We start from the raw sequence: 25,531 nt of genomic DNA on the forward strand, positions 1-25,531 counted from the left end.
TTTCTATGGATGATGAGTGCGATCTATATTATCAAACCCGCGCCTGGCGGGAAGGATAATCCTCTTTGCGTCAGCCCTTGATGGAGCCGACCATGAAGCCCTTGACGAAGTATTTCTGCAGGAATGGATACACGCACACGATCGGCGCGGTCGTGACGACCATCGTCGCCAGCTTCAGCGACTGGCTGGTCACGGTCTGCGTGACGCCGCTCGGCATCGCTCCCAGCATCTGGTTGGAGCTGGATTGGGCGACGACGCGATACAGGAACGTCTGAATCGGCTGCAGGTCCATGTTGTTCATGTAGATCATTCCGGTAAAATAATCGTTCCATTGATAAACCCCGTGGAACAGTGCGATCGTGACGACGACAGGCATCGAGACCGGAATGACGACCCGGAAGAAGATCGTGAAGTCGTTGGCTCCGTCCATCTTGGCCGCCTCCTCCAGTCCGGCCGGAATTTCCCGGAAGAAGCTGAGGAAGATGATGAGGTCGAAAAAGCTGAACGCTGCCGGAATGATGTAGACAAGGAAGTTGTCCAGCATGTGGAGATCGCGGATCAGCAGGTAGTACGGAATCAGGCCGCCTCCGAAGAACATCGTGATCGTGCCGATGATCATGTAGATATTGCGGCCGATCAGCTCCCTTCGGCTCACGGCGTAGGCGACCATCGCCGTGAACAGGACGTGGACGGGAACCCCGATCAGCGTCTTGGCCACCGTGACGCCCATGGCGGTCATGATGCCTTGGCTGCGGAAGACCGCTCCGAAGCTGTCCAGGCTGAACTGCCGCGGCCACCAGTAGATGCCTCCTCGCATCGCGTCCGCCCCGTCGTTGAAAGCATTGACGAGGACGTACCAAATGGGATAGAGCGTCAGGAAGCAAATGACGAGCATCAGGAAACCGTTGACGATGCCGAAGGCCGTTTCGCCGGGGGTTTGCCTTTTGAGGGTAAACATGGTTGGCACGGACCTCCTTTAGAACAGCGAGTTGTTGTTGAGCTTCTTGGTGACGAAGTTCGCCCCGACGAGCAGAATGAGAGCGATGACGGACTTGATCAGGTTGACCGCTGTCGAGTAGGAGAAGCGGTTGTCGATCAGGCCGGTCTGGTAGACGTAGTAATCGATTACGGTGCTCGCATCGGCGTTGAGCTGGTTGCGCAGCACGAGAATCTGGTCGAAGTTGGAGTTCAGGACGTTGCCGACCGCCAGGATGAACAGGATCGTGATCGTGCCCATGATGGATGGGAGCGTGATGTTGCGCATCTTCTGGAAGCGCCCCGCTCCGTCGATCGTCGCGGCCTCGTAAAGCTCGGGCGACACGCTGCTGATGGCCGCGAGATAGATGATCGCCGACCAGCCGAGCTCCTTCCAGATATCCGAGACGATGATGATGGACCAGAAATACTTCGGCTCGGCCAGATAAGTTATAGGTGAATCGATTACATTCAATGACAGCAAAATCTTGTTGATGACGCCGACATCGGACAGCCAGGTGGCGAGGATGCCTCCGAGGATGACCCAGCTCAGGAAGTGAGGCAGGTACGTGATCGTCTGCGTCCACTTCTTGAACAGGACGGACCGGACTTCATTCAGCAAGAGCGCAAATACGATCGGGAGCGGAAATCCGATGATCAGCTTGATCAAGCTGATGCCGAGCGTATTCTTGATGACGGTCAGCAGCATGTCGTCGTTCAGGAATTCCTTGAAGTTGTCGAGGCCGACCCAAGGCGCCATCGACATCGGGAAGATGATGTCGTATTCCTTGAACGCGATGATGATTCCGTACATCGGAATGTAGTTGAAAACGACCATCCAGGCGACGCCGAGCAGCGCCATGATCTGCAAATACCTCTGGCTGTACAGCCTTCTCAGCCACTTCTGCCCTCTCCCCATGTCTGCGGCGGTCCTTAAGGACGGGGATTTCACCTGAGCGTCTGACTTCATTGCCTTGCACCTCCGTTAACTGCCCTCATTGTAAGCGCTTCTAGAGGACAAAAACAGGTACCGGATTCTAGATAAGGTTACTATTTTTCAGGTGCGGCTTCGATCGGATTCCCAGCTCCTGCGTCGATTTCCCGCTCGGCTGGAGCGGTCTTCTTTCCGGCAGGATCCGAAAAAAGACATCATTTCGAAACATCTTGCCCATTGTGCATGTTTGCCCTATGGGCAATACTATGAGTAGGCTTTAGTTGTCAATCGGTAAATCCTTGGGAAAGAGAGGTGCGCGCTTAAACAGCAGAACCATGAACAAACTTACCTTGCGTGAACTGAAAAAAGAAGTCACCGCCCACGCGCTGGCCGAAGCGGCTTTCGAGCTTGCCGTGGAGCATGGGCTGGACGGCTTCGTCGTCGACGACATCGCGCGCCGCGCCGGCTACTCCAGAAGAACGTTCGCCAATTATTACACCTGCAAGGAGGAGGCGGTCGTCATGGCGGCCTTCGCCTTCAAGGAGAAGCAGGAGCCGATGGACCTGCTGGAGGCGCTGCCGGAAGGCGCTCACCCGCTGGACGTGCTGTACCGGCTCATGACGATGCGGCTGACGGCAACGCTGATCCGGAGATTGCGCACGCTCGTGGCGCTGTCCAAGCGCTCGCCTTCCCTGGAGCCTTATATCCTCAGCCTTCTGCGCCGCCTGCAGCTGGAGGCGCAGACGACCTTGAACGATATTTCCCGCGGGAGATATCCGGAGGGCTACTCCCATCTTCTCGCCGGGGCCCTGTACGGAGCCGTGCTGCCTCTCATCGACGGAAGCCTCGACGTCCTCCTGCCGGACGAGCCGGAGCCGGCCGATTCCGGAGCCGCAACGTTCGAGCATTACCTGGACACGGCTTTCAGCTACTTGCGCAACGGCTTTTAGTCCGCTTTTCCCCTCAACTCGTTCAATCAAAAAGGAGATCTGCTGCTTATGTCCACATTTCTTTATCGGGCGGGTAAATCCGCCTACGACAAGCCATGGCGGTTCATCCTGAGCTGGGTCGCGATTCTCGGCGTCGTCCTTGCCCTGCTCGGAATCAACGGCATCCACGTCACCTCCGAGATGAAGATCGAAGGCACGGAATCGCAGAAGGTGCTGGATCAGCTGCAAAAAGAGCTGCCGGAAGCCTCCGGCGGACAAGCCAGCGTCGTATTCACCGCTCCAAAAGGCGAACGCCTGGATACGGCGGAGCGTTCGGCCCTGATCCAAAAAGCCGTCGACGACGTGTATCACCTCGACTATGTCATCAATCCCGCCGAGCTGGCTGCGCAGGCGGCGGCAGCCGCCGCGGCGCAAGGCCAGGCCGGAGGCTCTCCCGAGGCTGGCGCCGCGGGCACGGCGGATGCCACGGGCGGACAAAGCCAGGCAGGAGACGCCGCCGCTTCCGGAGCGGCAGGCGGCGGGCATACGCAGAGCGCCGCGCCGTCCTATGGCCCGATGATGGTCGACGGCGCGCCGCTGCCCGGAGTCATGCTTTCCGCCGACGGCAGCGTAGCGATGCTCCAGTTCCAGTTCACCGTGCAGCAGACCTCGCTGCCCAAATCGGTGACGGACAGCGTCATCGCAGCCATCGACACCGTCGAGCAGAACGGCTCCGGCATCACCGCGCTGCCCAGCGACTCGCTGACGGGCAAGCCCGCCATCGGCTCCACGGAAGCCATCGGCGTAGCGGTCGCCGCCGTCGTCCTGCTGATGACGCTCGGCTCGGTCGTCGCCGCAGGACTGCCGCTGCTCTCCGCCCTGCTCGGGGTAGGAATCAGCGTCGGCGCGGCGTTCGCCTTCTCCAAGTTCATTCCGATGACCGACATCACGCCGGTGCTGGCGCTCATGGTCGGCCTGGCCGTCGGCATCGACTACTCGCTGTTCATCGTCAACCGCCAGCGGCGGATGATGCTCGATCAGGGCCTCAGCGCGCGCGAAGCGGCGAGCCGCTCCGTCGGCACGGCCGGCAGCGCGGTCTTCTTTGCCGGCTTGACCGTCATCATCGCCCTCTGCGGCATGCTCGTGATCGGCATCGCCTTCCTGTCCGCGATGGCGCTGGTCGCCGCTGCGACCGTCTTCGTCAACGTCCTGCTCTCCCTGACGCTGCTGCCTGCGCTGCTTGGCCTCATCGGCGAAAAGATCGTCTCGCCCAAGGCGCGGGCAAAAAACGCCGCTTCGTCGAAAAAAAGCCACGGCTTCGCACATCGCTGGGCCACAGGAGTCGTCAAGGCCCGTTGGCTCGTCGTGATCGGAGTCGTGGCCGTGCTCGGCGCTGCCGCGATTCCGGTCGCCAAGATGGAGATGGGCATTCCCTCCGGCGCGACCGCCAATCTCGACACTCCCGTCAGGCAGAGCTACGACGCCATCTCCGACGGCTTCGGCGAAGGCTACAACGGCCCGCTGCTCCTCGTCGCGGAGCCTGCCTCGGAATCCGGCGCCATTACGCCGGAGGGTCTCAACAAGCTGGTCCAAGGGCTTCAAGGCCAGGAGGGCGTCGCTCTCGTCTCGCCGATGGGCATCAACAAGACCGGCGACATCGGCATCATCAGCGTCATCCCGACCACGGGACCGACCGACGCGGCAACCCGGACTCTCGTCCAGGAGCTCCGCGCTCCCGACTCCGCCGTCGCCAAGGAGAACCATGTCACGATCGGCGTCACCGGCTTCACGGCCATCAACATCGACATGTCCTCCAAGCTGGCCGACGTATTCCCGACCTACATCCTCATCATCGTGATTCTGTCGGTGATCATTCTCCTGCTCGTGTTCCGTTCGATCATCGTTCCGATCAAGGCTACGGTCGGCTTCCTGCTCAGCGTGCTCGCCACGTTCGGCATCACCACCGCCGTCTACCAATGGGGCTGGCTCCATTCCATCTTCGGCTTCGACACGGGCGGTCCGCTGCTCAGCTTCATGCCGATCATGGTGACCGGCATCCTGTACGGCCTCGCGATGGACTATCAGGTGTTCCTCGTCAGCTCCATGCGGGAATCGTACGTCCACGGACATAAAGGAACGGACAGCGTCATTCACGGCTATGAGCAGTCCAGCCGCGTCGTCGTGGCGGCCGCCGTCATCATGGTGTCCGTATTCGCCGGCTTCATCTTCGCTCCGGATATCATGATCAAGCAGATCGGCTTCGCCCTCGCGGCAGGCATCCTGATCGACGCCTTCATCATCCGCATGACGCTCGTGCCCGCCGTCATGGCCATCTTCGGAGATGCGGCCTGGAAGCTTCCGAAGTGGCTCGACCGCATGCTGCCGAACCTCGACGTCGAGGGGGACAAGCTGATCGCCCAGCTCAACGCCAAGGAGCAGGCAGCGCATCACGGGACCGTTCAAGGCCAGGATCGCATTTAAGCCGCGAAAAAGACAAAGGCACCTTCTGTAAATAACCAAGGCCGATACTCCTGTGTCGGCCTTGGTTATTTAGGGGGTGCATTTTTTATGGGCTTAAACGATCAGGGCATGAAACGAAACCGCATCACCGGTCTCGGGACGCAAAAAAAAGCCTCCCGGCCGGGAGGCTCATGAGGCATAACCGGTTCGCGCCGGCTGCCGGATCAGGCAGGATGGCTACTTGCGGCTGCCATGCAGGTATTTTTCGGTCAGCACCGCGAGCAGCTCGATGCCGACTTCGTTGTGGCCGCCTTCCGGAATGATGATGTCGGCGTACTTCTTGGACGGCTCGATGAACGCTTCATGCATCGGCTTAACCGTATTGAGATACTGGTCGTGGATGGAGTGGATCGTGCGGCCCCGCTCCTCGATGTCGCGCAGCACGCGGCGCAGGATGCGGACATCCGGGTCGGTGTCGACGAACACCTTGATGTCCAGCAGCTCGCGCAGATGCTCGTCCGAGAGGACATGCAGCCCCTCGATGATGACGATATTGCTCGGCTTCAGCTCGACGGACTTGTCCGTGCGGCGCGCGTGGACCGTGAAGTCGTAGACGGGAGCCTGGGCGCTCAGCCCCTGCTTCAGCGTTTTGAGATTCTCGATGAGCAGCTCGTTGTCGAACGCGAAGGGATGATCGTAGTTGATCTTCTCCCGATCGCTCATGCTGAGTTCCGAGTGATCCTTATAATAGTTGTCCTGCGAGACGAATGTCACTTTGCCCGGTCCCATCCGGTCGATGACGGAGCGGGCGACGGTCGTCTTGCCCGAGCCGGTGCCGCCGGCGATTCCTATGATAAGCATAAAGCTTTGTTACCCCCCAAATTACATGCAATTCCTGTAGTTTAGCACAGCCGGGGGATTTTTTCACCCGTCTCAGTTTCATTCCGTGCTCCCACACGGGGAGCGACACAAGACCGATATTATTGACGATCACCCAAATGATATTTCAATCCACGCTCCCCACACGGGGAGCGACGTCATCTGGCTCCTGTCAGATGCCGTCTATGGCAAATTTCAATCCACGCTCCCCACACGGGGAGCGACGCTGTTCGTTACTCATGGGCTACCCCTCTCAAAAATTTCAATCCACGCTCCCCACACGGGGAGCGACTTCGCCTCTGGCTTTCTGCTGCCCAGAATCAAGATTTCAATCCACGCTCCCCACACGGGGAGCGACACATGGGCAATCGGCGTATACCCTTTTTCCTTTTATTTCAATCCACGCTCCCCACACGGGGAGCGACGTTTCGCTTCTGGACCTTGTAGCCGGTATCCTCTGCATTTCAATCCACGCTCCCCACACGGGGAGCGACTGTCGTTGTAGGCTGCGAGTTCGTCCTTCGGTAGATTTCAATCCACGCTCCCCACACGGGGAGCGACGGCATACTTTTGCCGTTTATGCGTCAAATGGTCATTTCAATCCACGCTCCCCACACGGGGAGCGACTGCCCCATTCCATGTGCTTTTCGATATTCCGGATATTTCAATCCACGCTCCCCACACGGGGAGCGACGCGCCTACGCGATATTCTGGAGCGCGACGTACCGGAATTTCAATCCACGCTCCCCACACGGGGAGCGACTGGACGAGTCAGGGCATCGGTACGGTCGTGTTTCTATTTCAATCCACGCTCCCCACACGGGGAGCGACCGGCACCCGCCGCACCATACCGTAAACTCGCGGATTTCAATCCACGCTCCCCACACGGGGAGCGACCGACTATACCGTTCAACAAGTGCTGAGCGACGATATTTCAATCCACGCTCCCCACACGGGGAGCGACCAGATTTCCGCGCGTTACAAACATTACCATTTTGATTTCAATCCACGCTCCCCACACGGGGAGCGACTGGACGAGTCAGGGCATCGGTACGGTCGTGTTTCTATTTCAATCCACGCTCCCCACACGGGGAGCGACGGATCGGTGCCGCCGCCAGGATCAGTACCGCCGCCAATTTCAATCCACGCTCCCCACACGGGGAGCGACGCTTGTCAATGAGTTTATCTAAGTCCCAATAGGTCTTATTTCAATCCACGCTCCCCACACGGGGAGCGACTTCTTTCCCTTCTTGCGCTTCGGTACTTTCTGATATTTCAATCCACGCTCCCCACACGGGGAGCGACGCGACGATTTCCCCGCGATGGTTCAACGTCTCCAATCTCAATCCACGCTCCCCACACGGGGAGCGACAATCTGGCCGCGCCTCGGTAAGTCTTGTGTTCCTATTTCAATCCACGCTCCCCACACGGGGAGCGACGCGCCAGCAGGGAGAGATCGAGCGCCTACAGCAAGATTTCAATCCACGCTCCCCACACGGGGAGCGACCGAAACATCCGTATCCTTCCAGAGCTTAATTGCGATTTCAATCCACGCTCCCCACACGGGGAGCGACTCCATCTACCAAGCTTTTGGACTGGGCCAAAGGTATTTCAATCCACGCTCCCCACACGGGGAGCGACCCGATCGGCTCCGGCTCTTGCTCTTGCGGATCCGATTTCAATCCACGCTCCCCACATGGGGAGCGACCGAGTGCTTCATCGGCTATGCGTAATGCATCGGCATTTCAATCCACGCTCCCCACACGGGGAGCGACCCGAGTGGTGTTATGCTCGGCTCTCTCCGCCTCTAATTTCAATCCACGCTCCCCACACGGGGAGCGACACTATCTGCGTATGAGCGAAACCTCTACCTCATATTTCAATCCACGCTCCCCACACGGGGAGCGACCATTGTCAATTTCATCTCTGTTCCTCCTTATGGATTTCAATCCACGCTCCCCACACGGGGAGCGACATCTGAGGTGGCAGAGATCAAGACCCGGCACCTTATTTCAATCCACGCTCCCCACACGGGGAGCGACAGACATTTTCAACCTGATCAACAACCTGGACTTCATTTCAATCCACGCTCCCCACACGGGGAGCGACGTGGGAAGCGACCATGTTGTACTCGACGGTGACTTTATTTCAATCCACGCTCCCCACACGGGGAGCGACAGGAGTTGCAAGCAGTCTATCTTTTCTCCAGGCAGATTTCAATCCACGCTCCCCACACGGGGAGCGACCCCGGCTGGCCGGCTTGTCCACAAGCCGGCGTAAATTTCAATCCACGCTCCCCACACGGGGAGCGACTCGCATCGGGTAGCTTGTCCCAGCTAACAACCTTTATTTCAATCCACGCTCCCCACACGGGGAGCGACGCGAAGTTGATTTCAAACGGGAACACCTTTTCGAATTTCAATCCACGCTCCCCACACGGGGAGCGACTGCTTGATCCGCTGGAAGACAGCAATTGCTTCCATTTCAATCCACGCTCCCCACACGGGGAGCGACTTCGCATCGGGTAGCTTGTCCCAGCTAACAACCTTTATTTCAATCCACGCTCCCCACACGGGGAGCGACCTGTTCCGTATGACCCCGAGCAATTTCACAATCAATTTCAATCCACGCTCCCCACACGGGGAGCGACGGAAGGCGCGATCAATGAGGTGCTGAGCGATGACATTTCAATCCACGCTCCCCACACGGGGAGCGACAGCAAAAATCACCTAAAACCATCTAATAAAGGTATGGAAAAAGTTCATTTCGCCTTAAAACAAATAAATACGGTATGCTCCGATACTTGACTACATTTCACTTATCCGAAAATAGATCGTTTTCGACAGTTTTCGAGGTGCGAATCCCCCAAGGTTTTTATGGGAGCTTCCCATTCGCACCAAAGTACTGCTCCTATAGAATTAGCGGACTATCCATATCGTAAGCAGGTTTTGCCCCGATATGCTCAACCTTTGTTTTGTATTTATCGCCTATATTGTAAAATCTCAAGCTGTCTGTTTCGGGGTCAATCAGCTCCTCCAGTTCAAACCGAAGGCGGCGAAATTGGGTCGAATCAACGATACACTCAAACACCGAGTTCTGCACCCGCTGTCCGTAATCCTGGCATTTTTTCGCTACCTGCGAAAGACGCCTGCGTCCATCACTGGTAATGGTACTTACGTCGTAGGTGATCAATACAAGCACTCCGTTGTCCTCCTCCTTTATTTCCAAAGCAAAGGCGGATACTCATCCAGATCCCCCCGAATCGTTCGAGCCAGCAGCAGCGCTTGCGCATAAGGCACCAATCCCCAGGAAATCGATTCGTTCAAATAAGGATGGACGATCTTCTCCTGCTTGCGCTCCTGCCAAGCCTTAAGCACCTTTTTACGGGTTTCGTCGTCCATGAGGACGGCTCCATTTTCTTTACGGGTAAACCCAGCTGCAGAGACGATCTTCTTGTTAATCAATGTCAATACAAAACGATCCGCATAGACGGAACGAAGCTCCTCCATTAAGTCGAGCGCCAATGAAGCCCTTCCCGGACGATCTCGGTGCATAAATCCGACGTAAGCATCCAGTCCTGCCGCCTCAAGGGCAGCCCTCATCTCATTCGCTAACAAAGAATAGGCAAAAGAAAGCAAAGCATTGACGTTATCGAGCGGCGGTCGCTTATTTCTTCCGTGAAAGAAAAAGTCCTCTTTTTGCTGCAAAATAAGCTGGTCAAATACCGAGTTATACTGCACCGCCGCCGAGCCTTCCAGTCCACGAAGCACTTCAAGATCCTCGACTCTCCGGACGAGTCCCATCGTTTCTATTAGAGAGGAGCTGACCCGCTTTAGCTTCTGGACATTCAACCGAAGGGAATGATCACGAGACGCTCGTTCCAACACCCATTTCATATTGTACAGCTTCCCCACGATCATATTGCGAGCCATCCATGCGCTTCGCCGCTCGTCGTCGGAAATGCGATATTGTTCCTTTCTCAACACGACATTTCCTTTCGACTCCCCAACTACGCGTGCCAGGAAACGACCGTTCCTTGTCATAAACGCCAAGTCGATCCCTCGCTCCGCACACGCTCCCATCAAAGCCGGACTAACCCCGGCATATCCAAATGTGCAGACCGCCTCCAGATTGTGAAGAGGATACCGTGCGAGCGGCTGATCATCCAGACGAATGACAATATTCTCTCCATCCTTGGACAGATAGGTATCCGGTGTCGTTACAAACAAGGTATTGAGCAGCTTCTTCATCGAACAGCCCCGCCTTCTTCCTCTTTCAAACGACTATCGATATAGCTTGACGCCGATCGTTTACTCATCAGCTCCGGCAAACAAACGGAATGCATGGAGCAGCTGTCGCAATGAGGACCCGTTTTTACTTTGGGTGTGTGCCTTCGATCGTAGTAACGACGCATTTCATCGATGGAGCTTCTCACCCGCTGACGGTCTGCTTCCGTCACCGTCACTTCGACACGCCGCTTGATCTCATCATAGAAAAAGAAGCCGACCGAAAGCTCACAGGCCAGCATCTCCTCCAAACAGATCAATTGAGTCACAAGCTGGGAAAAATCGGAATCGTTCTTTTTCGGCTTTCCCCGCTTGTACTCGACCGGGTAAGGCTTGTACCTTCCTTCTTCGCCTGCCAGAGTTATTCCGTCCTCTTCGAGCACAAACTCAACGACATCACAGATCCCGGTTATACCCAGCACTCTCGAATGAACCGGCATCGCCCGCACGACCAGCCGATCCCCTCTTTTCTCGCGGGTAAACGGCTGATCCGCCACGCGATGCACATGCTCCCCCTCGATCGTGCGCACATTGTCCACCCATTGCTGCTCAATATGAATCAGTGCCCATTGCCTGCGACAAAAGTTAAAATGCTGGATTCCCGAAAGAAGCAGATAATCTTCTTCCTTATATTCCGGCATATTCTTGCACATCCAGCCCTTCAAGCGGCAGCAAGGCAATTTCATAGTCTTCAACATCTCTAGGCAGCGTCACGCCGTCTTTCAAAGAAATCTGCAAGGAACGGTGCACCTTGGCCGAGGAATATTGACCCAGCTTGGAGTTATGCTCCCACCAATACACACGATGAATCTCCATGCTTCCGTCTGGACGCGCTGATGAAGCATCATTTTCAAACATCGTGACCAGCGCTTCACGGACTTTCAAAGCATCTTCATACGAAAAGCCCGTACGCTCCGCGAGCTGCACGTTAATGCTGCCTTTGAACACATAAACGCCAAAGTCGACGCGATGCTTCATGCCCATCGTGTCCGAGCCTCTTTTATCCGGATCGGAACCTGTCGTAAGATTGACGCTCTTCGTAATTTGCAAGCTGGTAATATCAATGGGCTCCAGGCTTACGGCCGTATGAATGGATACGGGACCGCGAACGCCGATTGAAACCGCATCATTGCCAGGGAAAGCAAACACCTGCCCAAAGCCGCGCACATCAAGCCAGCTTTCGCAGGCAGCCTTGGCAAAAAGCTCGCTATTTTTCTTTTTCCCTTTAATGAATTCCTGCACTTCGGCGTTGCCGTCGACTCGATCCTTGATGCTGCGAAACGAATCCGATCGCCGGTCATCCGATTGCACCAAAATCGCTTCCCCTAGATCCTGTAGACGGTTACGGATTTTCCGCTTCAGGCATACGTCTGAAATTTCTCCTTTGCCATCATAGTTTTGACGCGGCCGGTTGCCGTTAAGAGGGTCCCCGTTCGGATTGGCATTGTGTACAGACAAGACAACGGCAAAATCAATTTTCCGATCCAATGGTTTCATGCGATATCGCTCCTTAATCGGGTTTAGAGTTATTGGAGTGAACAGGTTATGAAGGAGATCCATTTAGACCTCTGTTGTTTCGCTTGTCTCGTCTTCGGTGTATGAATCCATTTTTTTATAGTTGTTCAACTCGTGTCGCTGGCTGTAGTATCCAAGCAGGTACTTTCCGTTTAATGGCTGGTCCGAAAAATCATTCGGATTCATTTTTGTACTGATATCACCGATCAGCTTTTTGTAATAGCCGGCTTTAGGACCAAGCTTGACCAGGTATGGCTGAATCGCCCCATGAATGACGGTCCAGGTTCGCATTGGACGCTGAGCGAAAACATTCATATACCGAATTGCATTGGTAGCCCGTTTCTCCTCCGATCCAAGCTGTCTTCTTTCCAGAACATCCGCCACGGCCAGCATCTGTCCAAACAAATAGCTTCGATCATCCATTTCCTTGTCCACAGCCACTTCGAGCTCCTCCTTGCGATAGGTTTTGTTCACAAGCGCACAAGCGATGCCAAGCGTCTTCTCCCACTCCCATGGTTCCATCGCGACCGGACTCGAGGCTCGGGCAATGACGCTGCGCACAATATCCATCGGTATCGGGGCCCCGTCAAGAATGCAGGGAAGCATGCGCTCAATCAACCCTTTTACAGCCTTGTCGCTCGCCCTAGGGCCATAAGCAGCAAAAGCAATGTCCCTCGTTGCCGGAGCTCCCATTAACAAAAGCGTCCTGCCGTTTTTGCGATAAGGCTGTAGCCAGCAGCAAGATAAATGCCATTCCTCGATTCGCTGCAGAAACTTCTCTTTCTCTACATCGCGGTAGTAGGTCATAGACATTCGCCCAGGGGTTGCCGCATCCAACACCATGATGATGACATCCGAATAGTAGTCGTCCTGGTCATGCCGATAACCGCTGATGGCGAGGCGGACTCGTTTGGCGTACACTGCATGTGTCTCATCCCCTGCATCCGCTTCCTCACGGTCTTCCTCATCGAGCAAATCGTCCGTATCCGCGAAAGGATCGGGCACTTCAAGGCTTTTCGTTCCCCATATGACAAAAACCTTGCCATCAATCGTGAACGATTGCCTTTCAATCAGCCACTTCAGGGCATTATGCGCTTTTTGGGATACCTCATAGCTAACGGCTGCGGCATTTCTGCTTGTCTCGAATCGGCCTCGATAAGTAAATCCAGAGCTGTCATTGGCTGAGATCAGCTTGGACTTGTCACCTGAATGGCGAATGCGGGAAGCATGCTTGTCGGCATATGGAAGCTGTTTTCCCGTTACATAACAGAGCTCCGTATCCAGCAGCTTTGTATTGTAGAAGTCAATAAAAGACTGTTGAACGTCCCGTCTGCGCCACAGCCGCGCTTCCGGCACTCCCGGCATCTCGACGGCAAACCGTACAAATGCGGCGTTCTGGCCGGATGCGATAACCTTAAAGATGTCTGGCTTCTCCACTCCATAAAATTCCGCCAGTTCCGGCGTCCACTTCTCGGCCAGTTGGCCATCTCCATCCAGCCATAACACCTTCGCCCTTATCAGGTCTTCCAGAAGGGTTCCTTTTTGCACGTACTGATACACGCTGCATAAAGTTGGTACAGAAAATGGAGACCCGCTCCATTCCTTCAATTGGTTGACGTAATCTTCATAAGGCGTATACTTGGCAATCGGTGGGCAGTAGCGGCTGTAGTCCCCTGCAACATACATAAGCTTGTCGTGAAGCGGGTAGGGAACAGGAGCGTTTGTACGGCTCGCGGACGCCTCCGTGCAAGGGATAATCGTACTCCCGCTCTCTTTATCCACGACTTTCGCTCTCAAAAAACACCCTTGATCGTCCAAATCGATTTCAATATGTGCAGTCTGTGTCGTATGGGAGAGCGGGAGAAGAGCGTATTCTCGATCGTAGCGATTTTTCTCGAATTGTCCGACATAATCGGCGTGATTGTCGTAGGTTTCGTTCAGCTTGGCCAGCCAGGTCATGCGTCAGCTTCCTCCCTCCGCAAACCATTCCTCGTAAAGCTTGTCCGCCGGCTCCATGTTGCCGGGGCCAAACGGCTTGATGCTTCCTCTGCCCGTCTGACGGGTGAGCGTACATTCTTCGGGACGTTTAAAATGGATAATTCCTCTTTGCATCTTTGCGCGCCATAAACGGGTTTCGAGCTCCTCGCGGCCAGTTTCGTCCGGGTAGCTGATACCGTGCACCATGACCCCAAAATCAAGCTCAGGCATGTCGTCGTAATATCCTTGCCCGGAGCCGAATTCACAAAATTCAACATATCCCTGGCATTCACGGGCGCCGAGGAAAATATCCCTTCTTCCACCGGCGATTACAGCTCTTTTGGCAATATTGTGATGTTTATGTTCGTTGCGGTCATGCGCCAGCTCTTCGCGGTGGGGGTTGAACTCGAAATGGGCACGCACTTGGTATCGAACATCCTTTAAGTAGGTGTAATACGCCAATGTATTCCCGCCGCCATAATCAATAGGCCGCATACCTTTCGACTCCGTTTGGATCGGGTTCATGATCCGGACTTCGTCTATGTACCAAATCAGGGTCGGCTTCCAATAAACCGATTCCGTAATTCCCTTGAGAGCCTGGTAAGTCGGCACGTGATAACTGAACTTCTCCCCGCCGATCTTGGTCAGGGGATCAGTGAACAGCGCATAAGTGCCTGTAAGCTCAAATTCGATTTGATTTCTCAAAAGGAGAGCCTCCTTTTTCATATAATCGCCAACTGGAATTCCCCATTTCCCGCTGGATCTACGCCATACTCTTTCGAATACGCCGTCTCGTTCAACGCCATCACTCGACCTTGAAACAGGTAGTTCAAGTTCCCGCCTTTATCCAGTTTGCGAAGCTCCTGATCATACAGGCTAACCGTGTATGGCTGGGCTTTTCGCAGCCAATCTCCCAGCTCATTCGGCCGCAGCTCTCCGTTTAAAGCCAAAATAATCTCGGATGCATCGTCATTATACGGTACAATAACGGACTTCCCCGTGTTCGAAATCGCCTCGAAATGTCGTTCAACCGTAGCAATTGAACTTCGAGTGTACATCGGCGGGGCTGAATTGTGCTTGTCTTTGTAACGGTTGCATAAGGAACTATTGAGATCCAATAACGGATATAATGCAAAACCCTCCTGAGAAACGGGATAGTCCATCTTTTCCTTGATTTTGTCGTAGTAATAAGAGAAATATAAATCCATCGCTTTTATGGAGAGCAACTGATTATCGAAACATTCGGGCTTGCGCCTGAAATCACCCAGCAACCGTTCCGTCTGCTCCGCTCCAAGCTTGATTTCCGGCAAACTGCGCAAGCTTTCTTCAGCCGATTGAATAATGTACACCTCGCGCAGCGAGTCTTTGCCGTGACGATTGCATCGCCCCGCTGCTTGGGCGATTGAATCCAATCCGGCGAGAGAGCGGATGACGCCTTGAAAACTGATGTCTACGCCTGCCTCGATCAACTGCGTACTGATACAGATGATTCTCTCTTTTCCCCTCAGTGAATTGCGAATGGCATCCAAACTATCTTTGCGATGCGCCGGGCACATAAATGTGCTCAAGTGATAAAGCTTGATAGCTTCCTCGTTCATCCATTCCTGCGCTTTCAGAAAGTCAAAAAGCTTTCGTACTGCCGCCTTTGTATTGAGAATAATCAGCAAGCTGTCGATGTCGGCCATCCGTTCCGAAACGAATGCAGCCAATTGCTCGGTTGTCATTGCCCCTTGGTCCGTAACATCCCGCAGCTCCACTCTTTTAAATTGCTTCATTACTTGATTCGGATTGCAGATCATTTCCGGCTCGGAAGAAAGATGCACATTCCGCCGGACCTGCTGTAGCGCAGGCTGAGTCGCGGTGCAAAGAACAACGGTCGAACCGCATATGCCATGCAGGAAATTGACTGCTCCGTTAAACAACGAGATGCAATGAGAAGGCACAGCCTGCACCTCATCAAAGATTACAACCGCATTGGCCAGCTGATGCAGCCGCCTGGCATTGCGGGAACCTTTGGCATAAAACGTGTTCAGAAATTGAACCATCGTCGTAAATATAATCGGACGATCCCAGGTATCTCGTGCCAGACGCAGCTTTTTCCTCTCCAGGTCATAGGACTGATCTTCGTCTTCCTCATCGGGAGCTTGTTCCGGATCTAGCCACTTCCGCACATCAAAATCTTCCGCCACGTTGGAATGATACTCCAGAATCATATCATCGTTTTGTACGATCTTCCGAAGCTCAGCCACATTCTGCTCGATGATCGTCGTGTAAGGCAAGACATAAACGATCCTTTCCTTACCCGTCTCGATTGCATGACGCAGCGCATAGCGAAAGCTGGCTAGCGTTTTTCCGCCGCCTGTAGGGATAGACAACGTGTAAATGCCGGACGGACGACGAACAGCAAAATCATCGCATTGCTTGGACATCTCATTGCGAAGACGATTAATGGGATGATCGGCATCATCGGCCTGTCGGAAGCTATCCATTTTTTCAAGCAGAGATCGATAGGTCACGGTGAAAAAGGCATAGCTGTCAAAGACAGGATCGTCCTCTTCTTCTTCTTCGAATTGCCGAGTCTTGGTCCGATCCGCATCGATCAGACAACTAAATAGATATTTCACTGTCAACGAGGCGGTAATGGATGGGGGTTTGCAGTTTTTCATGCGCCGAATGAGATGCTGCATCTCTCCCCTGGCCTTTTCAAAGTAAGCGTCCAACTCTGCCTCTCCCATTGTAGAGGAAAGAAATTCTTTAATGGCGTTATCATACCCAGGAAGCTTATCTAGCGGAGTTTCAATTCTTTTGAGAAAAGGAGAGTTTCCTTCCGGATCTAAGTAGTCCTTCAGGCCCCCATGATGAGAAAGGATGCAATTCGCTATCCATTCTGTCGTCCGCTTGTCTGCCTGATCGTCCGTGTTCAAATGAAACCGTTCAAAGAGCCACTTGCCGCCTGCCGTAGAGTGATCCACCGAGCCGCGTCTTGGAGGATCATGGGGGTTGGCAACCGCCGATTCGATATATGTCTTGAATTCAATCGTGTTCTTTCCTACGTCATGAAGCAAGCCCGACAAGCCTGCGAGGTGCTTAGCTCCGATTTTGGCCCCAAGCTTCTCCGCATATTGTTGAACCGCTAGAAGGTGGTCATGGACTGACTCGCGCTGACCGTCCATTTGCCGGATATGAGCTACAAATTCTGGATGATTGGTAAGTTCTGAATTATTCGGCATCCTCTTCCCTCCTAGAAATACAGGACCAAAGCACCTAATTAAAAGTTATTACGAGAACTAAGGTTCGACAATCGCACACACAATCCTTCTTAAATTATGGAAAATATTCCAATAGGGATTTGGATGTGATTTAATCCTGGTTAAGATTGAACATTCCGTTTGGCAATAATAATTTTGTTCCATTATGATAGGGGTGCAATCCTTGTGCGAATGGCAAGCTCCCATAAAAAGCCGGGGAGATTCGCACCTCGAAACTTGTCGAATGAAGTTCAATTTCATAAAAAAGTATTCTCGTCAATCTTTGATACATACCTATTTTGATTGCAAAATTCGCAAAATCAGCCATTCTCATACCTTTCCAGAAAGGTTCGAGGCTGTTTCCGCTGTCGCTCCCCGTATGGGGAGCGTGGATTGAAATGCGTTCTTGGGCCTCAAAAACTATTGAAATGGGTTGTCGCTCCCCGTATGGGGAGCGTGGATTGAAATCCGTCCGTGTGTCCCTTTGGGACAGGCTGACGGTCAGGTCGCTCCCCGTATGGGGAGCGTGGATTGAAATAACACTCTTCAACAGCCTTGACCCCTGACTGTAGTCGCTCCCCGTATGGGGAGCGTGGATTGAAATTGCTGTTGGAACAGAATGATTGCATTTTTGAGGTTTGTCGCTCCCCGTATGGGGAGCGTGGATTGAAATGGCTTGATCGTCCCGAAATTGCGCCGCCTCTTCGTCGCTCCCCGTATGGGGAGCGTGGATTGAAATAAAGGTTGTTAGCTGGGACAAGCTACCCGATGCGGTCGCTCCCCGTATGGGGAGCGTGGATTGAAATCGCAAGGCGCTGCCAGCTACCAATTGGATTTTGTAGGTCGCTCCCCGTATGGGGAGCGTGGATTGAAATCCCCTCTTAGATCGGCAATTCGTAATCTGTCGCCGTCGCTCCCCGTATGGGGAGCGTGGATTGAAATCACGGAAATGCTGGCGAATGCGATTAAGCATGAGTCGCTCCCCGTATGGGGAGCGTGGATTGAAATCGGATCATCCGGGGCTGTCTGCTCCCTCCCTCCGTCGCTCCCCGTATGGGGAGCGTGGATTGAAATGCTCGAAACCAACAATGACACCATCCCGCCAGGGTCGCTCCCCGTATGGGGAGCGTGGATTGAAATTTTTTAATCAATGCGTTCGCTGGGTTGATGGAGAACAGTCGCTCCCCGTATGGGGAGCGTGGATTGAAATGCCCGTATATCCCGATTGAAAAGGCGGATAACGGTCGCTCCCCGTATGGGGAGCGTGGATTGAAATAACATTGACCTGCCTATGACCTACGTCGATGGGGGTCGCTCCCCGTATGGGGAGCGTGGATTGAAATCAGTATCCCCCGAACTCCCCGAACGGGATCGACGTCGCTCCCCGTATGGGGAGCGTGGATTGAAATCGTGGGAATTTGTTGTCTCCGAAATAGAGGAAATCGTCGCTCCCCGTATGGGGAGCGTGGATTGAAATACCCAACAAAAACCCACCAATACGCTATTATCATTGTCGCTCCCCGTATGGGGAGCGTGGATTGAAATGGCAGTTGGTGGCTTATCCGGCTGTGGAAAAGGGTCGCTCCCCGTATGGGGAGCGTGGATTGAAATGGCAGTTGGTGGCTTATCCGGCTGTGGAAAAGGGTCGCTCCCCGTATGGGGAGCGTGGATTGAAATCTCGTTGGTGAAGTCTGCCTCCACATAATGCACGTCGCTCCCCGTATGGGGAGCGTGGATTGAAATTTTCTAAGACCTACAGCGAATTCCTGAACAAAGGCGTCGCTCCCCGTATGGGGAGCGTGGATTGAAATATCCAGACAAATACTTGATTTTGAAAGAAGTGCTGTCGCTCCCCGTATGGGGAGCGTGGATTGAAATACTACACCTTACGTAATACGATTTTGTATGCCTAGTCGCTCCCCGTATGGGGAGCGTGGATTGAAATCGCGTGTCTATGTACAATTCCGTCACGCGCCCGAGTGTCGCTCCCCGTATGGGGAGCGTGGATTGAAATGCCGTCCGGCTCGTGATGCTGATAATGGCATCCGGTCGCTCCCCGTATGGGGAGCGTGGATTGAAATGTTTTTACTCGCAGGCGATGTCATCCAGGGCAGGCCGTCGCTCCCCGTATGGGGAGCGTGGATTGAAATGCCACAGAAAACACACGAACCGCGTCCTGGTCCAAGTCGCTCCCCGTATGGGGAGCGTGGATTGAAATAAGCTCGGCGACCTGATCGTCACGACGCACATCCGTCGCTCCCCGTATGGGGAGCGTGGATTGAAATGGCATTATCGGCGGGGAGCTATTGCAGAAAGGAAGTCGCTCCCCGTATGGGGAGCGTGGATTGAAATCAGCAATGGTAAAGAACATCGCATCCATCCTCGGTCGCTCCCCGTATGGGGAGCGTGGATTGAAATATCGTTACTTGGAGCAAAGGTGGCATCGGCTACCGTCGCTCCCCGTATGGGGAGCGTGGATTGAAATTCCACCAGTTCCCGAAGGGCAAACTCTGCTTTAGTCGCTCCCCGTATGGGGAGCGTGGATTGAAATACATTTTCGGCGGTGACACCGTGACGGAGAAGTTGTCGCTCCCCGTATGGGGAGCGTGGATTGAAATCCATCAAGATACCGAATACCTGAACACCCTCTATCGTCGCTCCCCGTATGGGGAGCGTGGATTGAAATCTACAATCAGCCTTGGTTATTCCCTGGCTGATGTGGGTCGCTCCCCGTATGGGGAGCGTGGATTGAAATAGGCAATGTAATTCGAATAGTTTTATCCGAAAACTCATCGCTCCCCGTATGGGGAGCGTGGATTGAAATCGGAACACGGTTTACCATCCGACGTGTCAAAGCTAGTCGCTCCCCGTATGGGGAGCGTGGATTGAAATAATCCTATCAACGATGAATTGGACCAAATTGAAGCGTCGCTCCCCGTATGGGGAGCGTGGATTGAAATAAAGAGGTGTGTTGAAATGGGTAACGGTATTCCTACGTCGCTCCCCGTATGGGGAGCGTGGATTGAAATAATACAGGTGCCTGCTGATAATGATCGGATGGCTGTCGCTCCCCGTATGGGGAGCGTGGATTGAAATTGCTGTCTTTGTGGTGATACGCTTGTTTTCTGCAGTCGCTCCCCGTATGGGGAGCGTGGATTGAAATTGCTGTCTTTGTGGTGATACGCTTGTTTTCTGCAGTCGCTCCCCGTATGGGGAGCGTGGATTGAAATTTCGAAATGGAAATCTATTCTGATGCAAAGGTCACCGTCGCTCCCCGTATGGGGAGCGTGGATTGAAATGTCCTCATGGGCATTGAGAGCATCCGTCACCTTGAGTCGCTCCCCGTATGGGGAGCGTGGATTGAAATCCGGTCCCCTCTCGATCTACCAAAATTGTGCAGGTCGCTCCCCGTATGGGGAGCGTGGATTGAAATCATTCGTACAGGACGGTTTCACTGGCGCCGACCATGTCGCTCCCCGTATGGGGAGCGTGGATTGAAATTGATAAAGTCCGATGAGGGCAGTTGCCAGATTGACCGTCGCTCCCCGTATGGGGAGCGTGGATTGAAATGCTGCTGGCGTCAATCCAATTCGCTGCGGATTACCGTCGCTCCCCGTATGGGGAGCGTGGATTGAAATCCTGTAATCGTCTTTGATGGTATGGGCCTGCATGTCGCTCCCCGTATGGGGAGCGTGGATTGAAATCTTGCTCCGCTCAGGATCAGAAAGGCTTGCGGGCTGGTCGCTCCCCGTATGGGGAGCGTGGATTGAAATCGAATCGCCGGCTTCGTAAGCGACAAGCGAGAGGGTCGCTCCCCGTATGGGGAGCGTGGATTGAAATAGCCAAATCAACCCCTCCCTTTACCCCGAAATTGCGTCGCTCCCCGTATGGGGAGCGTGGATTGAAATGATTTGTCGAGTGCTGTATCCTTGCTCTCGGTGCATGTCGCTCCCCGTATGGGGAGCGTGGATTGAAATTAATTACAAATATTACTATGCTCCTTACAAGGATCGTCGTTCCCCGTATGGGGAGCGTGGATTGAAATCGGCTCGAAATGATCTGGACGAGCTCAAGACTACGGTCGCTCCCCGTATGGGGAGCGTGGATTGAAATCTACTGCTGCGGAGCGCGGAATTGCCTATGAGAAAGTCGCTCCCCGTATGCGGAGCGTGGATAGAAATGTTTCGTTGACCACGCGGGCGGGCAGCGTTAGAGTCGCTCCCCGCATGGGGAGCGTGGATTGAATGCGTACCCGAAGTCGAGCCCGCGTTTAATCCGGTCGTCGCTCCCCGCATGGGGTGCGTAGATTGAAACAACATCTATGTCACCGAGGGCGGTGTGCTAATGAGTTGCTCTCCGTATGGGAAGGTGAATTGAAACTGATGGCTATTGTCAGAACGGTCCTAAAGCCGGATCACTCTCCGTTTAGGCATATTGCGTTTAAACTGCCCCCACACAAATGACACCATTAAAAAAATCGCTCCCCTTATCAGGGAGCGTGGTTTAAAACTTGAGTGGGTTCGTTAACTAGCTCAATCATCCCTTTACGGAAGTGTTTCACCAAAAAATGTTGCATCCCCGTCACTCCCCGCCCTCGCCCCCATACCTGCTCCGCAGCCGCCGCACCGCATCCATCAGCTCCCGCCCCGCGAGCTTCTCCGCCTGTCCGTACAGCGGCTCCCACAGAGCCATCCACTCCCGCCGCTCCGGCTCCTGCAGGTCGACGATGTTCATCAGGCGGCCGCTCCGCATTTCCGCCAGCTCCTTGCGGCTCATTTCCCGCGCGCTCTCGTTGGCCCAGCCGGTCGTCTCGCGCATCGCCTCCTGGATGATGGCCTGAACGTCGGCCGGCAGGCTTTCCCAGAAGGAGCGGTTCATCAGCACGGCATACCCGAGATAGGCGTGATTGCTGACCGTCATGTATTTTTGCACCTGGTAGAACTTCTTGCTGTAAATATTCGTGATCGTATTCTCCCCGCCGTCGACCCCTCCGCTCTCGTAAGCCTTGTACACGCTGTTGAACGGAATGTCCGAAGTCGAAGCGCCCAGAGCGCGGAACTGGGCATCGACGATCGGGCCCGGTAGGATGCGGAATTTCATGCCGCTGAAATCCTCGGGATGCACAAGGGGCTTGCCGCTCGACGTCATCTGCTTGAACCCGTTGCCCCAGAAGGCGAGGCCGATCATGCCCCGGCTCTCCAGCCGCTTGAACAGCAGCGAGCCGACCTCGCCGCTGAACGCCTCCTCCACCGCCTCTTCCGTGCGGAAGGCGAAGGGCAGGTCCATGACGCTCCACTCCGGCATATGGGTCGATAGATTGGAAAAGGCCGGCGCGATCATCTGCACATCCCCTCGCGCCAGAGCGGCCTGCTCGTCCGGCTCCGTGAACAGCGTTCCGTTCGGAAACAGCTGCACCTGCACCTTGCCGCCCGACTTCTCCTCCACCAAGTCCGCGAACCGCTGCGCGGCGAGCCCTTTGGGCGTATTCTCCGCCACGACGTAGCTGAACTTGATCACATGCCTGCCGCTGAAGCCCATCTGCTCGTCATCCGCCGGCAGAGGACCCGGCAGCTTGTACCCTCCAAGCCAGAATATGGACAGCACGGCCGCTGCCGCCAGCAGCAGCCCGCCGCCCCATAACCTGAATCGCCTTCTGCCCATTCCTCCGCGCCTCCTGTCCTTGCCCTCATGGAGCTCATCCTCATGGACTTCAGCTCCATGTAGAGCCGATCCTCATGGACATCATCTTACCCTACCCGACCGCTTTTGTAGAAGCCCAGGCCCGCTATGCCCGCAGGTTTGCATGCCGCATGCTCTGGTGTATGATGATGGGAAAGCGGCCCAGCCCTATTCCAACCTGCAAGGAGACAGGCCCGAACATGCTCAAGCAGCTTAAAATCAACTGGAAAATCGCGCTGCTCTCCTTCGGCATCGTCCTGTTCGCGCTCATTGCCGGCGGCGGCGTCGCGGTCGGCAGCATCCTCCACCTGCAGGAGGAGGAGCTCGGAAGGCGGCTGCTCGTCACCGCCAGGACGGCGGCCAGCCTTCCGGAGATCGTCGCAGGGCTGGAGGATGAAGCCCGGCAGCCCGAGCTGCGGGAAGCGGCCGAGAAAATCGGCATCATCCATGACGCCACCTATGTGGTGGTCATGGACATGCGGCATAAGCGGCTGGCGCATCCAGTGCCGAATCGGGTCGGCACCTACTCCCGGGGAACCGATGAAGGGCCGGCATTCGCCGAGCACAGCTATGTATCCAAAGCGAAGGGAGAGCTCGGCACCGCGCTGCGCGCCTTCGTCCCGGTCATGGACAGCTCGCATATGCAGATCGGCACCGTTCTCGTAGGGCGCGTCCTCCCCTCGCCACGCGAGGTCATCCTGCCCTTCGCCGGGCAGATCTCCACCATTCTGCTGCTGTCGATGCTGGTCGGACTAGCCGGCTCATGGGCGCTGGCGAGACAAATCAAAAAAGATATGTTCGACATGGAACCGCTGGAGATCGCGCGGCTGCTGGTGGAGCGTGACGCGACGTTCCACGCGATGCATGAGGGCGTCATCGCCATCCACAACGATGAGCGGATCGCCGTCTTCAACGAACGGGCCCGGCAGATTTTCCATATCGGCGGCGAAGTGGTCGGACGGCCCATCCGCGAGGTCCTCCCCGATACACGGCTGCCGGAAATTCTGGAGCTGGATGCTCCGGTCTACCAGCAGGAAATCTTCATCGGCGGCCAGCATATTGTCAGCAACCGCGTTCCGATCCGCGTACAGGGGCATACCGTCGGAGCAGTAGCCATTTTCCAGGATCGGACCGAAGTCGCCAGGATGGCGGAAGAGCTGGCCGGGGTAAAAGCATTCGTAGACACGGTGCGGGTCCAAAACCATGAGTATATGAACCGCCTGCATACGATCGGGGGACTGATCCAGCTCGGACAGGGCGAGCAGGCGCTCGACTACCTGTTCCGCATGTCGGGAGAGCGGGAGGAGCTGAACCGGTTCCTCGGCACCCGGTTTTTCCATGACAGCCTGACAGGCTTGCTGCTCGGCAAGATCAGCCGCGGCCAGGAGCTCGGCATCGACGTGCAGATCGATCCCCACAGCCGGCTGCAGCATTTCCCGGAGCATCTCGACCATCATGACTTCGTCGTCCTGCTCGGCAATCTGATCGAAAATGCCTTCGATTCGCTGGCGGCCGCTCCTGAACCCAGACGCGTGCTCGTCAGCCTGGAGCAGGACGACTAGCAGCTCTCGCTGCTCGTCGAGGACAACGGCTGCGGCATGGACGAGCATGTCCGCCGCCGCATGTTCGAGCGAGGCTTCAGCACCAAGCCCGGCGACGGCCGGGGCATCGGCATGCATCTGATCGCAGGCATCGCCGAGAAGGGCGGCGGAACGATCCAGGTCGAATCCGCGCCCGGAGCAGGCACATCCATCACGCTGTTCTTCCCGATGACGGAGGAGAGACAGCCGGAGAAAGGAAAAGGCGAAAATGAAGACGGTTGAGGTCATCCTGATCGAAGACGATCCCATGGTCCGCGAGGTGAACCGGCAATTCGTGGAATCGGCGGAAGGCTTCCGCGTCGTCGGCACCGCTTCCGGCGGACGGGAAGGCATGGAGCTGATCCGGCGCATGAATCCGGATCTGGTCATTCTCGACATTTACATGCCTGGACTTGACGGCATCCAGACGCTGCGCCAGCTGCGCAGCGAAGGCCATGCAGCCGGAGTCATCGTCATCAGCGCCGCCAACGACCGGGACACGATCCGCTCCATGGTGCAGGGCGGAGCGGACGATTACATCATGAAGCCGTTCAAGGCGGAGCGCGTGCGGGAAGCCCTCCTGCGCTGGCGCCAGCGCAGCGAGCAGCTCGCCGACGGCGGGGAGCTGGATCAAGGCGAGCTGGACCGGTTCCTGCACGGCGCGGGCCTTTCGGCATCAGCCGCCCCTCCTTCCGGGAGCGGAGGCAGCCTTCCCAAAGGGCTGCAAGCGGCTACGCTGGCACAGATTCTCCGCTATCTGGGGCTGCAGCCGGAAGCTGTGTCGGCCGAGAGCGTCGCCGAAAACGTCGGCATCGCCCGGGTGACCGCCAGACGGTATTTGGAGCATCTGGCCAAGAGCGGCCAGGTCACTCTGCAGCTTCAATACGGCCTCGGCCGGCCGGTCAACCTTTATTCTCTGAACAAAACCTGATCGTCATACGAACCGCAGCAAGCGCCGGCTGCGGTTTTTTTTGCATTCCGTCCGGGAGGTGTCGCCTTCGCCGGGCACCTTATCCCTTCATGACCATAAAGACCAAAACAACCATTATGACCGTATGCTAGCGCTTTC

General features: G+C 55.3%; 14 protein-coding genes, 1 pseudogene and 2 CRISPR repeat arrays. Of the genes and pseudogenes, 4 read left to right on the plus strand and 11 right to left on the minus strand.

What is annotated here, in order from left to right; translation table 11 throughout:
• Positions 1-70: 70 nt before the first annotated feature.
• Positions 71-958, minus strand: a complete 888-nt coding sequence (locus tag CIC07_RS21885) for a carbohydrate ABC transporter permease (protein WP_076357980.1) — start codon at positions 956-958, stop codon at positions 71-73.
• A gap of 18 nt (positions 959-976) precedes the next feature.
• Entirely contained in the window at positions 977-1,894 is a 918-nt protein-coding gene (locus CIC07_RS21890; RefSeq protein ID WP_234992993.1) for an ABC transporter permease, read from the minus strand.
• A 350-nt stretch (positions 1,895-2,244) separates the two neighbouring features.
• On the opposite strand from CIC07_RS21890, the gene CIC07_RS21895 reads away from it, so the two are divergent.
• Together CIC07_RS21895 and CIC07_RS21900 are read left to right on the plus strand one after the other, a co-directional pair.
• Entirely contained in the window at positions 2,245-2,859 is a 615-nt protein-coding gene (locus CIC07_RS21895; RefSeq protein WP_076357978.1) for a TetR/AcrR family transcriptional regulator, read from the plus strand.
• Between the two features lie 48 nt (positions 2,860-2,907).
• Positions 2,908-5,319, plus strand: coding sequence for an MMPL family transporter (locus CIC07_RS21900; RefSeq protein ID WP_076357977.1), 2,412 nt, complete (start codon positions 2,908-2,910; stop codon positions 5,317-5,319).
• 216 nt (positions 5,320-5,535) lie between these two features.
• Here the strand turns inward: CIC07_RS21900 and udk are convergent, their stop codons facing one another.
• The 9 genes from udk to CIC07_RS21945 form a co-directional block, all read right to left on the minus strand.
• Positions 5,536-6,159: a uridine kinase gene (gene udk, locus CIC07_RS21905; protein WP_076357976.1), complete on the minus strand. Its 624-nt coding sequence runs from the start codon at positions 6,157-6,159 to the stop codon at positions 5,536-5,538.
• A 142-nt stretch (positions 6,160-6,301) separates the two neighbouring features.
• A CRISPR array of direct repeats spans positions 6,302-8,894; the repeat unit is 33 nt; unit sequence ATTTCAATCCACGCTCCCCACACGGGGAGCGAC.
• Between the two features lie 193 nt (positions 8,895-9,087).
• A complete protein-coding gene (cas2, locus tag CIC07_RS21910) occupies positions 9,088-9,378 on the minus strand; it encodes a CRISPR-associated endonuclease Cas2 (RefSeq protein WP_076357975.1) in 291 nt (96 codons plus the stop codon).
• 17 nt (positions 9,379-9,395) lie between these two features.
• Positions 9,396-10,427, minus strand: a complete 1,032-nt coding sequence (cas1c, locus tag CIC07_RS21915; protein WP_076357974.1) for a type I-C CRISPR-associated endonuclease Cas1c — start codon at positions 10,425-10,427, stop codon at positions 9,396-9,398.
• Positions 10,424-11,104 (minus strand): CRISPR-associated protein Cas4, encoded by a 681-nt coding sequence (gene cas4, locus CIC07_RS21920; protein WP_076357973.1) that lies wholly within the window; start codon positions 11,102-11,104, stop codon positions 10,424-10,426. The genes cas1c and cas4 overlap by 4 nt, the downstream gene beginning before the upstream one ends.
• Complete coding sequence (gene cas7c, locus CIC07_RS21925; RefSeq protein WP_076357972.1) at positions 11,091-11,960, minus strand: type I-C CRISPR-associated protein Cas7/Csd2; 870 nt, start codon at positions 11,958-11,960, stop codon at positions 11,091-11,093. The genes cas4 and cas7c overlap by 14 nt, the downstream gene beginning before the upstream one ends.
• Before the next feature lie 63 nt (positions 11,961-12,023).
• Positions 12,024-13,937, minus strand: a complete 1,914-nt coding sequence (gene cas8c, locus CIC07_RS21930; protein WP_076357971.1) for a type I-C CRISPR-associated protein Cas8c/Csd1 — start codon at positions 13,935-13,937, stop codon at positions 12,024-12,026.
• Positions 13,938-13,940: 3 nt separating this feature from the next.
• Positions 13,941-14,660 carry a type I-C CRISPR-associated protein Cas5c gene (gene cas5c, locus CIC07_RS21935; protein WP_076357970.1) on the minus strand — a complete coding sequence of 240 codons (720 nt, stop codon included), beginning with the start codon at positions 14,658-14,660 and terminating at the stop codon, positions 13,941-13,943.
• 17 nt (positions 14,661-14,677) lie between these two features.
• Positions 14,678-17,185, minus strand: coding sequence for a CRISPR-associated helicase/endonuclease Cas3 (locus tag CIC07_RS21940; RefSeq protein WP_094248256.1), 2,508 nt, complete (start codon positions 17,183-17,185; stop codon positions 14,678-14,680).
• Between the two features lie 385 nt (positions 17,186-17,570).
• Positions 17,571-21,517: direct repeats of the CRISPR family, unit length 33 nt; unit sequence GTCGCTCCCCGTATGGGGAGCGTGGATTGAAAT.
• 267 nt (positions 21,518-21,784) lie between these two features.
• Entirely contained in the window at positions 21,785-22,864 is a 1,080-nt protein-coding gene (locus tag CIC07_RS21945) for a DctP family TRAP transporter solute-binding subunit (RefSeq protein WP_076357968.1), read from the minus strand.
• Between the two features lie 218 nt (positions 22,865-23,082).
• Between CIC07_RS21945 and CIC07_RS21950 the strand changes: the two are divergent.
• Both CIC07_RS21950 and CIC07_RS21955 read left to right on the plus strand, forming a co-directional pair.
• Positions 23,083-24,705: pseudogene (locus CIC07_RS21950) on the plus strand (ATP-binding protein).
• Entirely contained in the window at positions 24,692-25,393 is a 702-nt protein-coding gene (locus CIC07_RS21955; protein ID WP_076357966.1) for a response regulator, read from the plus strand. Before CIC07_RS21950 ends, CIC07_RS21955 begins: the two are co-directional and overlap by 14 nt.
• The last annotated feature ends 138 nt before the right edge of the window (positions 25,394-25,531 follow it).

It is taken from the genome of Paenibacillus sp. RUD330, from assembly GCF_002243345.2.
Classification (GTDB): Bacteria; Bacillota; Bacilli; order Paenibacillales; family Paenibacillaceae; genus Paenibacillus_O.

What these genes read in the sequence shown, in the direction of transcription:
- cas8c (WP_076357971.1), bottom strand. Translation starts at nt 13,937, where the DNA reads ATGACCTGGCTGGCCAAGCTGAACGAAACCTACGACAATCACGCCGAT.
- udk (WP_076357976.1), bottom strand. Translation starts at nt 6,159, where the DNA reads ATGCTTATCATAGGAATCGCCGGCGGCACCGGCTCGGGCAAGACGACC.
- CIC07_RS21895 (WP_076357978.1), top strand. Translation starts at nt 2,245, where the DNA reads ATGAACAAACTTACCTTGCGTGAACTGAAAAAAGAAGTCACCGCCCAC.
- CIC07_RS21945 (WP_076357968.1), bottom strand. Translation starts at nt 22,864, where the DNA reads ATGGGCAGAAGGCGATTCAGGTTATGGGGCGGCGGGCTGCTGCTGGCG.
- CIC07_RS21900 (WP_076357977.1), top strand. Translation starts at nt 2,908, where the DNA reads ATGTCCACATTTCTTTATCGGGCGGGTAAATCCGCCTACGACAAGCCA.
- cas1c (WP_076357974.1), bottom strand. Translation starts at nt 10,427, where the DNA reads ATGAAGAAGCTGCTCAATACCTTGTTTGTAACGACACCGGATACCTAT.
- CIC07_RS21955 (WP_076357966.1), top strand. Translation starts at nt 24,692, where the DNA reads ATGAAGACGGTTGAGGTCATCCTGATCGAAGACGATCCCATGGTCCGC.
- CIC07_RS21890 (WP_234992993.1), bottom strand. Translation starts at nt 1,894, where the DNA reads ATGGGGAGAGGGCAGAAGTGGCTGAGAAGGCTGTACAGCCAGAGGTAT.
- CIC07_RS21885 (WP_076357980.1), bottom strand. Translation starts at nt 958, where the DNA reads ATGTTTACCCTCAAAAGGCAAACCCCCGGCGAAACGGCCTTCGGCATC.
- cas4 (WP_076357973.1), bottom strand. Translation starts at nt 11,104, where the DNA reads ATGCCGGAATATAAGGAAGAAGATTATCTGCTTCTTTCGGGAATCCAG.
- CIC07_RS21940 (WP_094248256.1), bottom strand. Translation starts at nt 17,185, where the DNA reads ATGCCGAATAATTCAGAACTTACCAATCATCCAGAATTTGTAGCTCAT.
- cas7c (WP_076357972.1), bottom strand. Translation starts at nt 11,960, where the DNA reads ATGAAACCATTGGATCGGAAAATTGATTTTGCCGTTGTCTTGTCTGTA.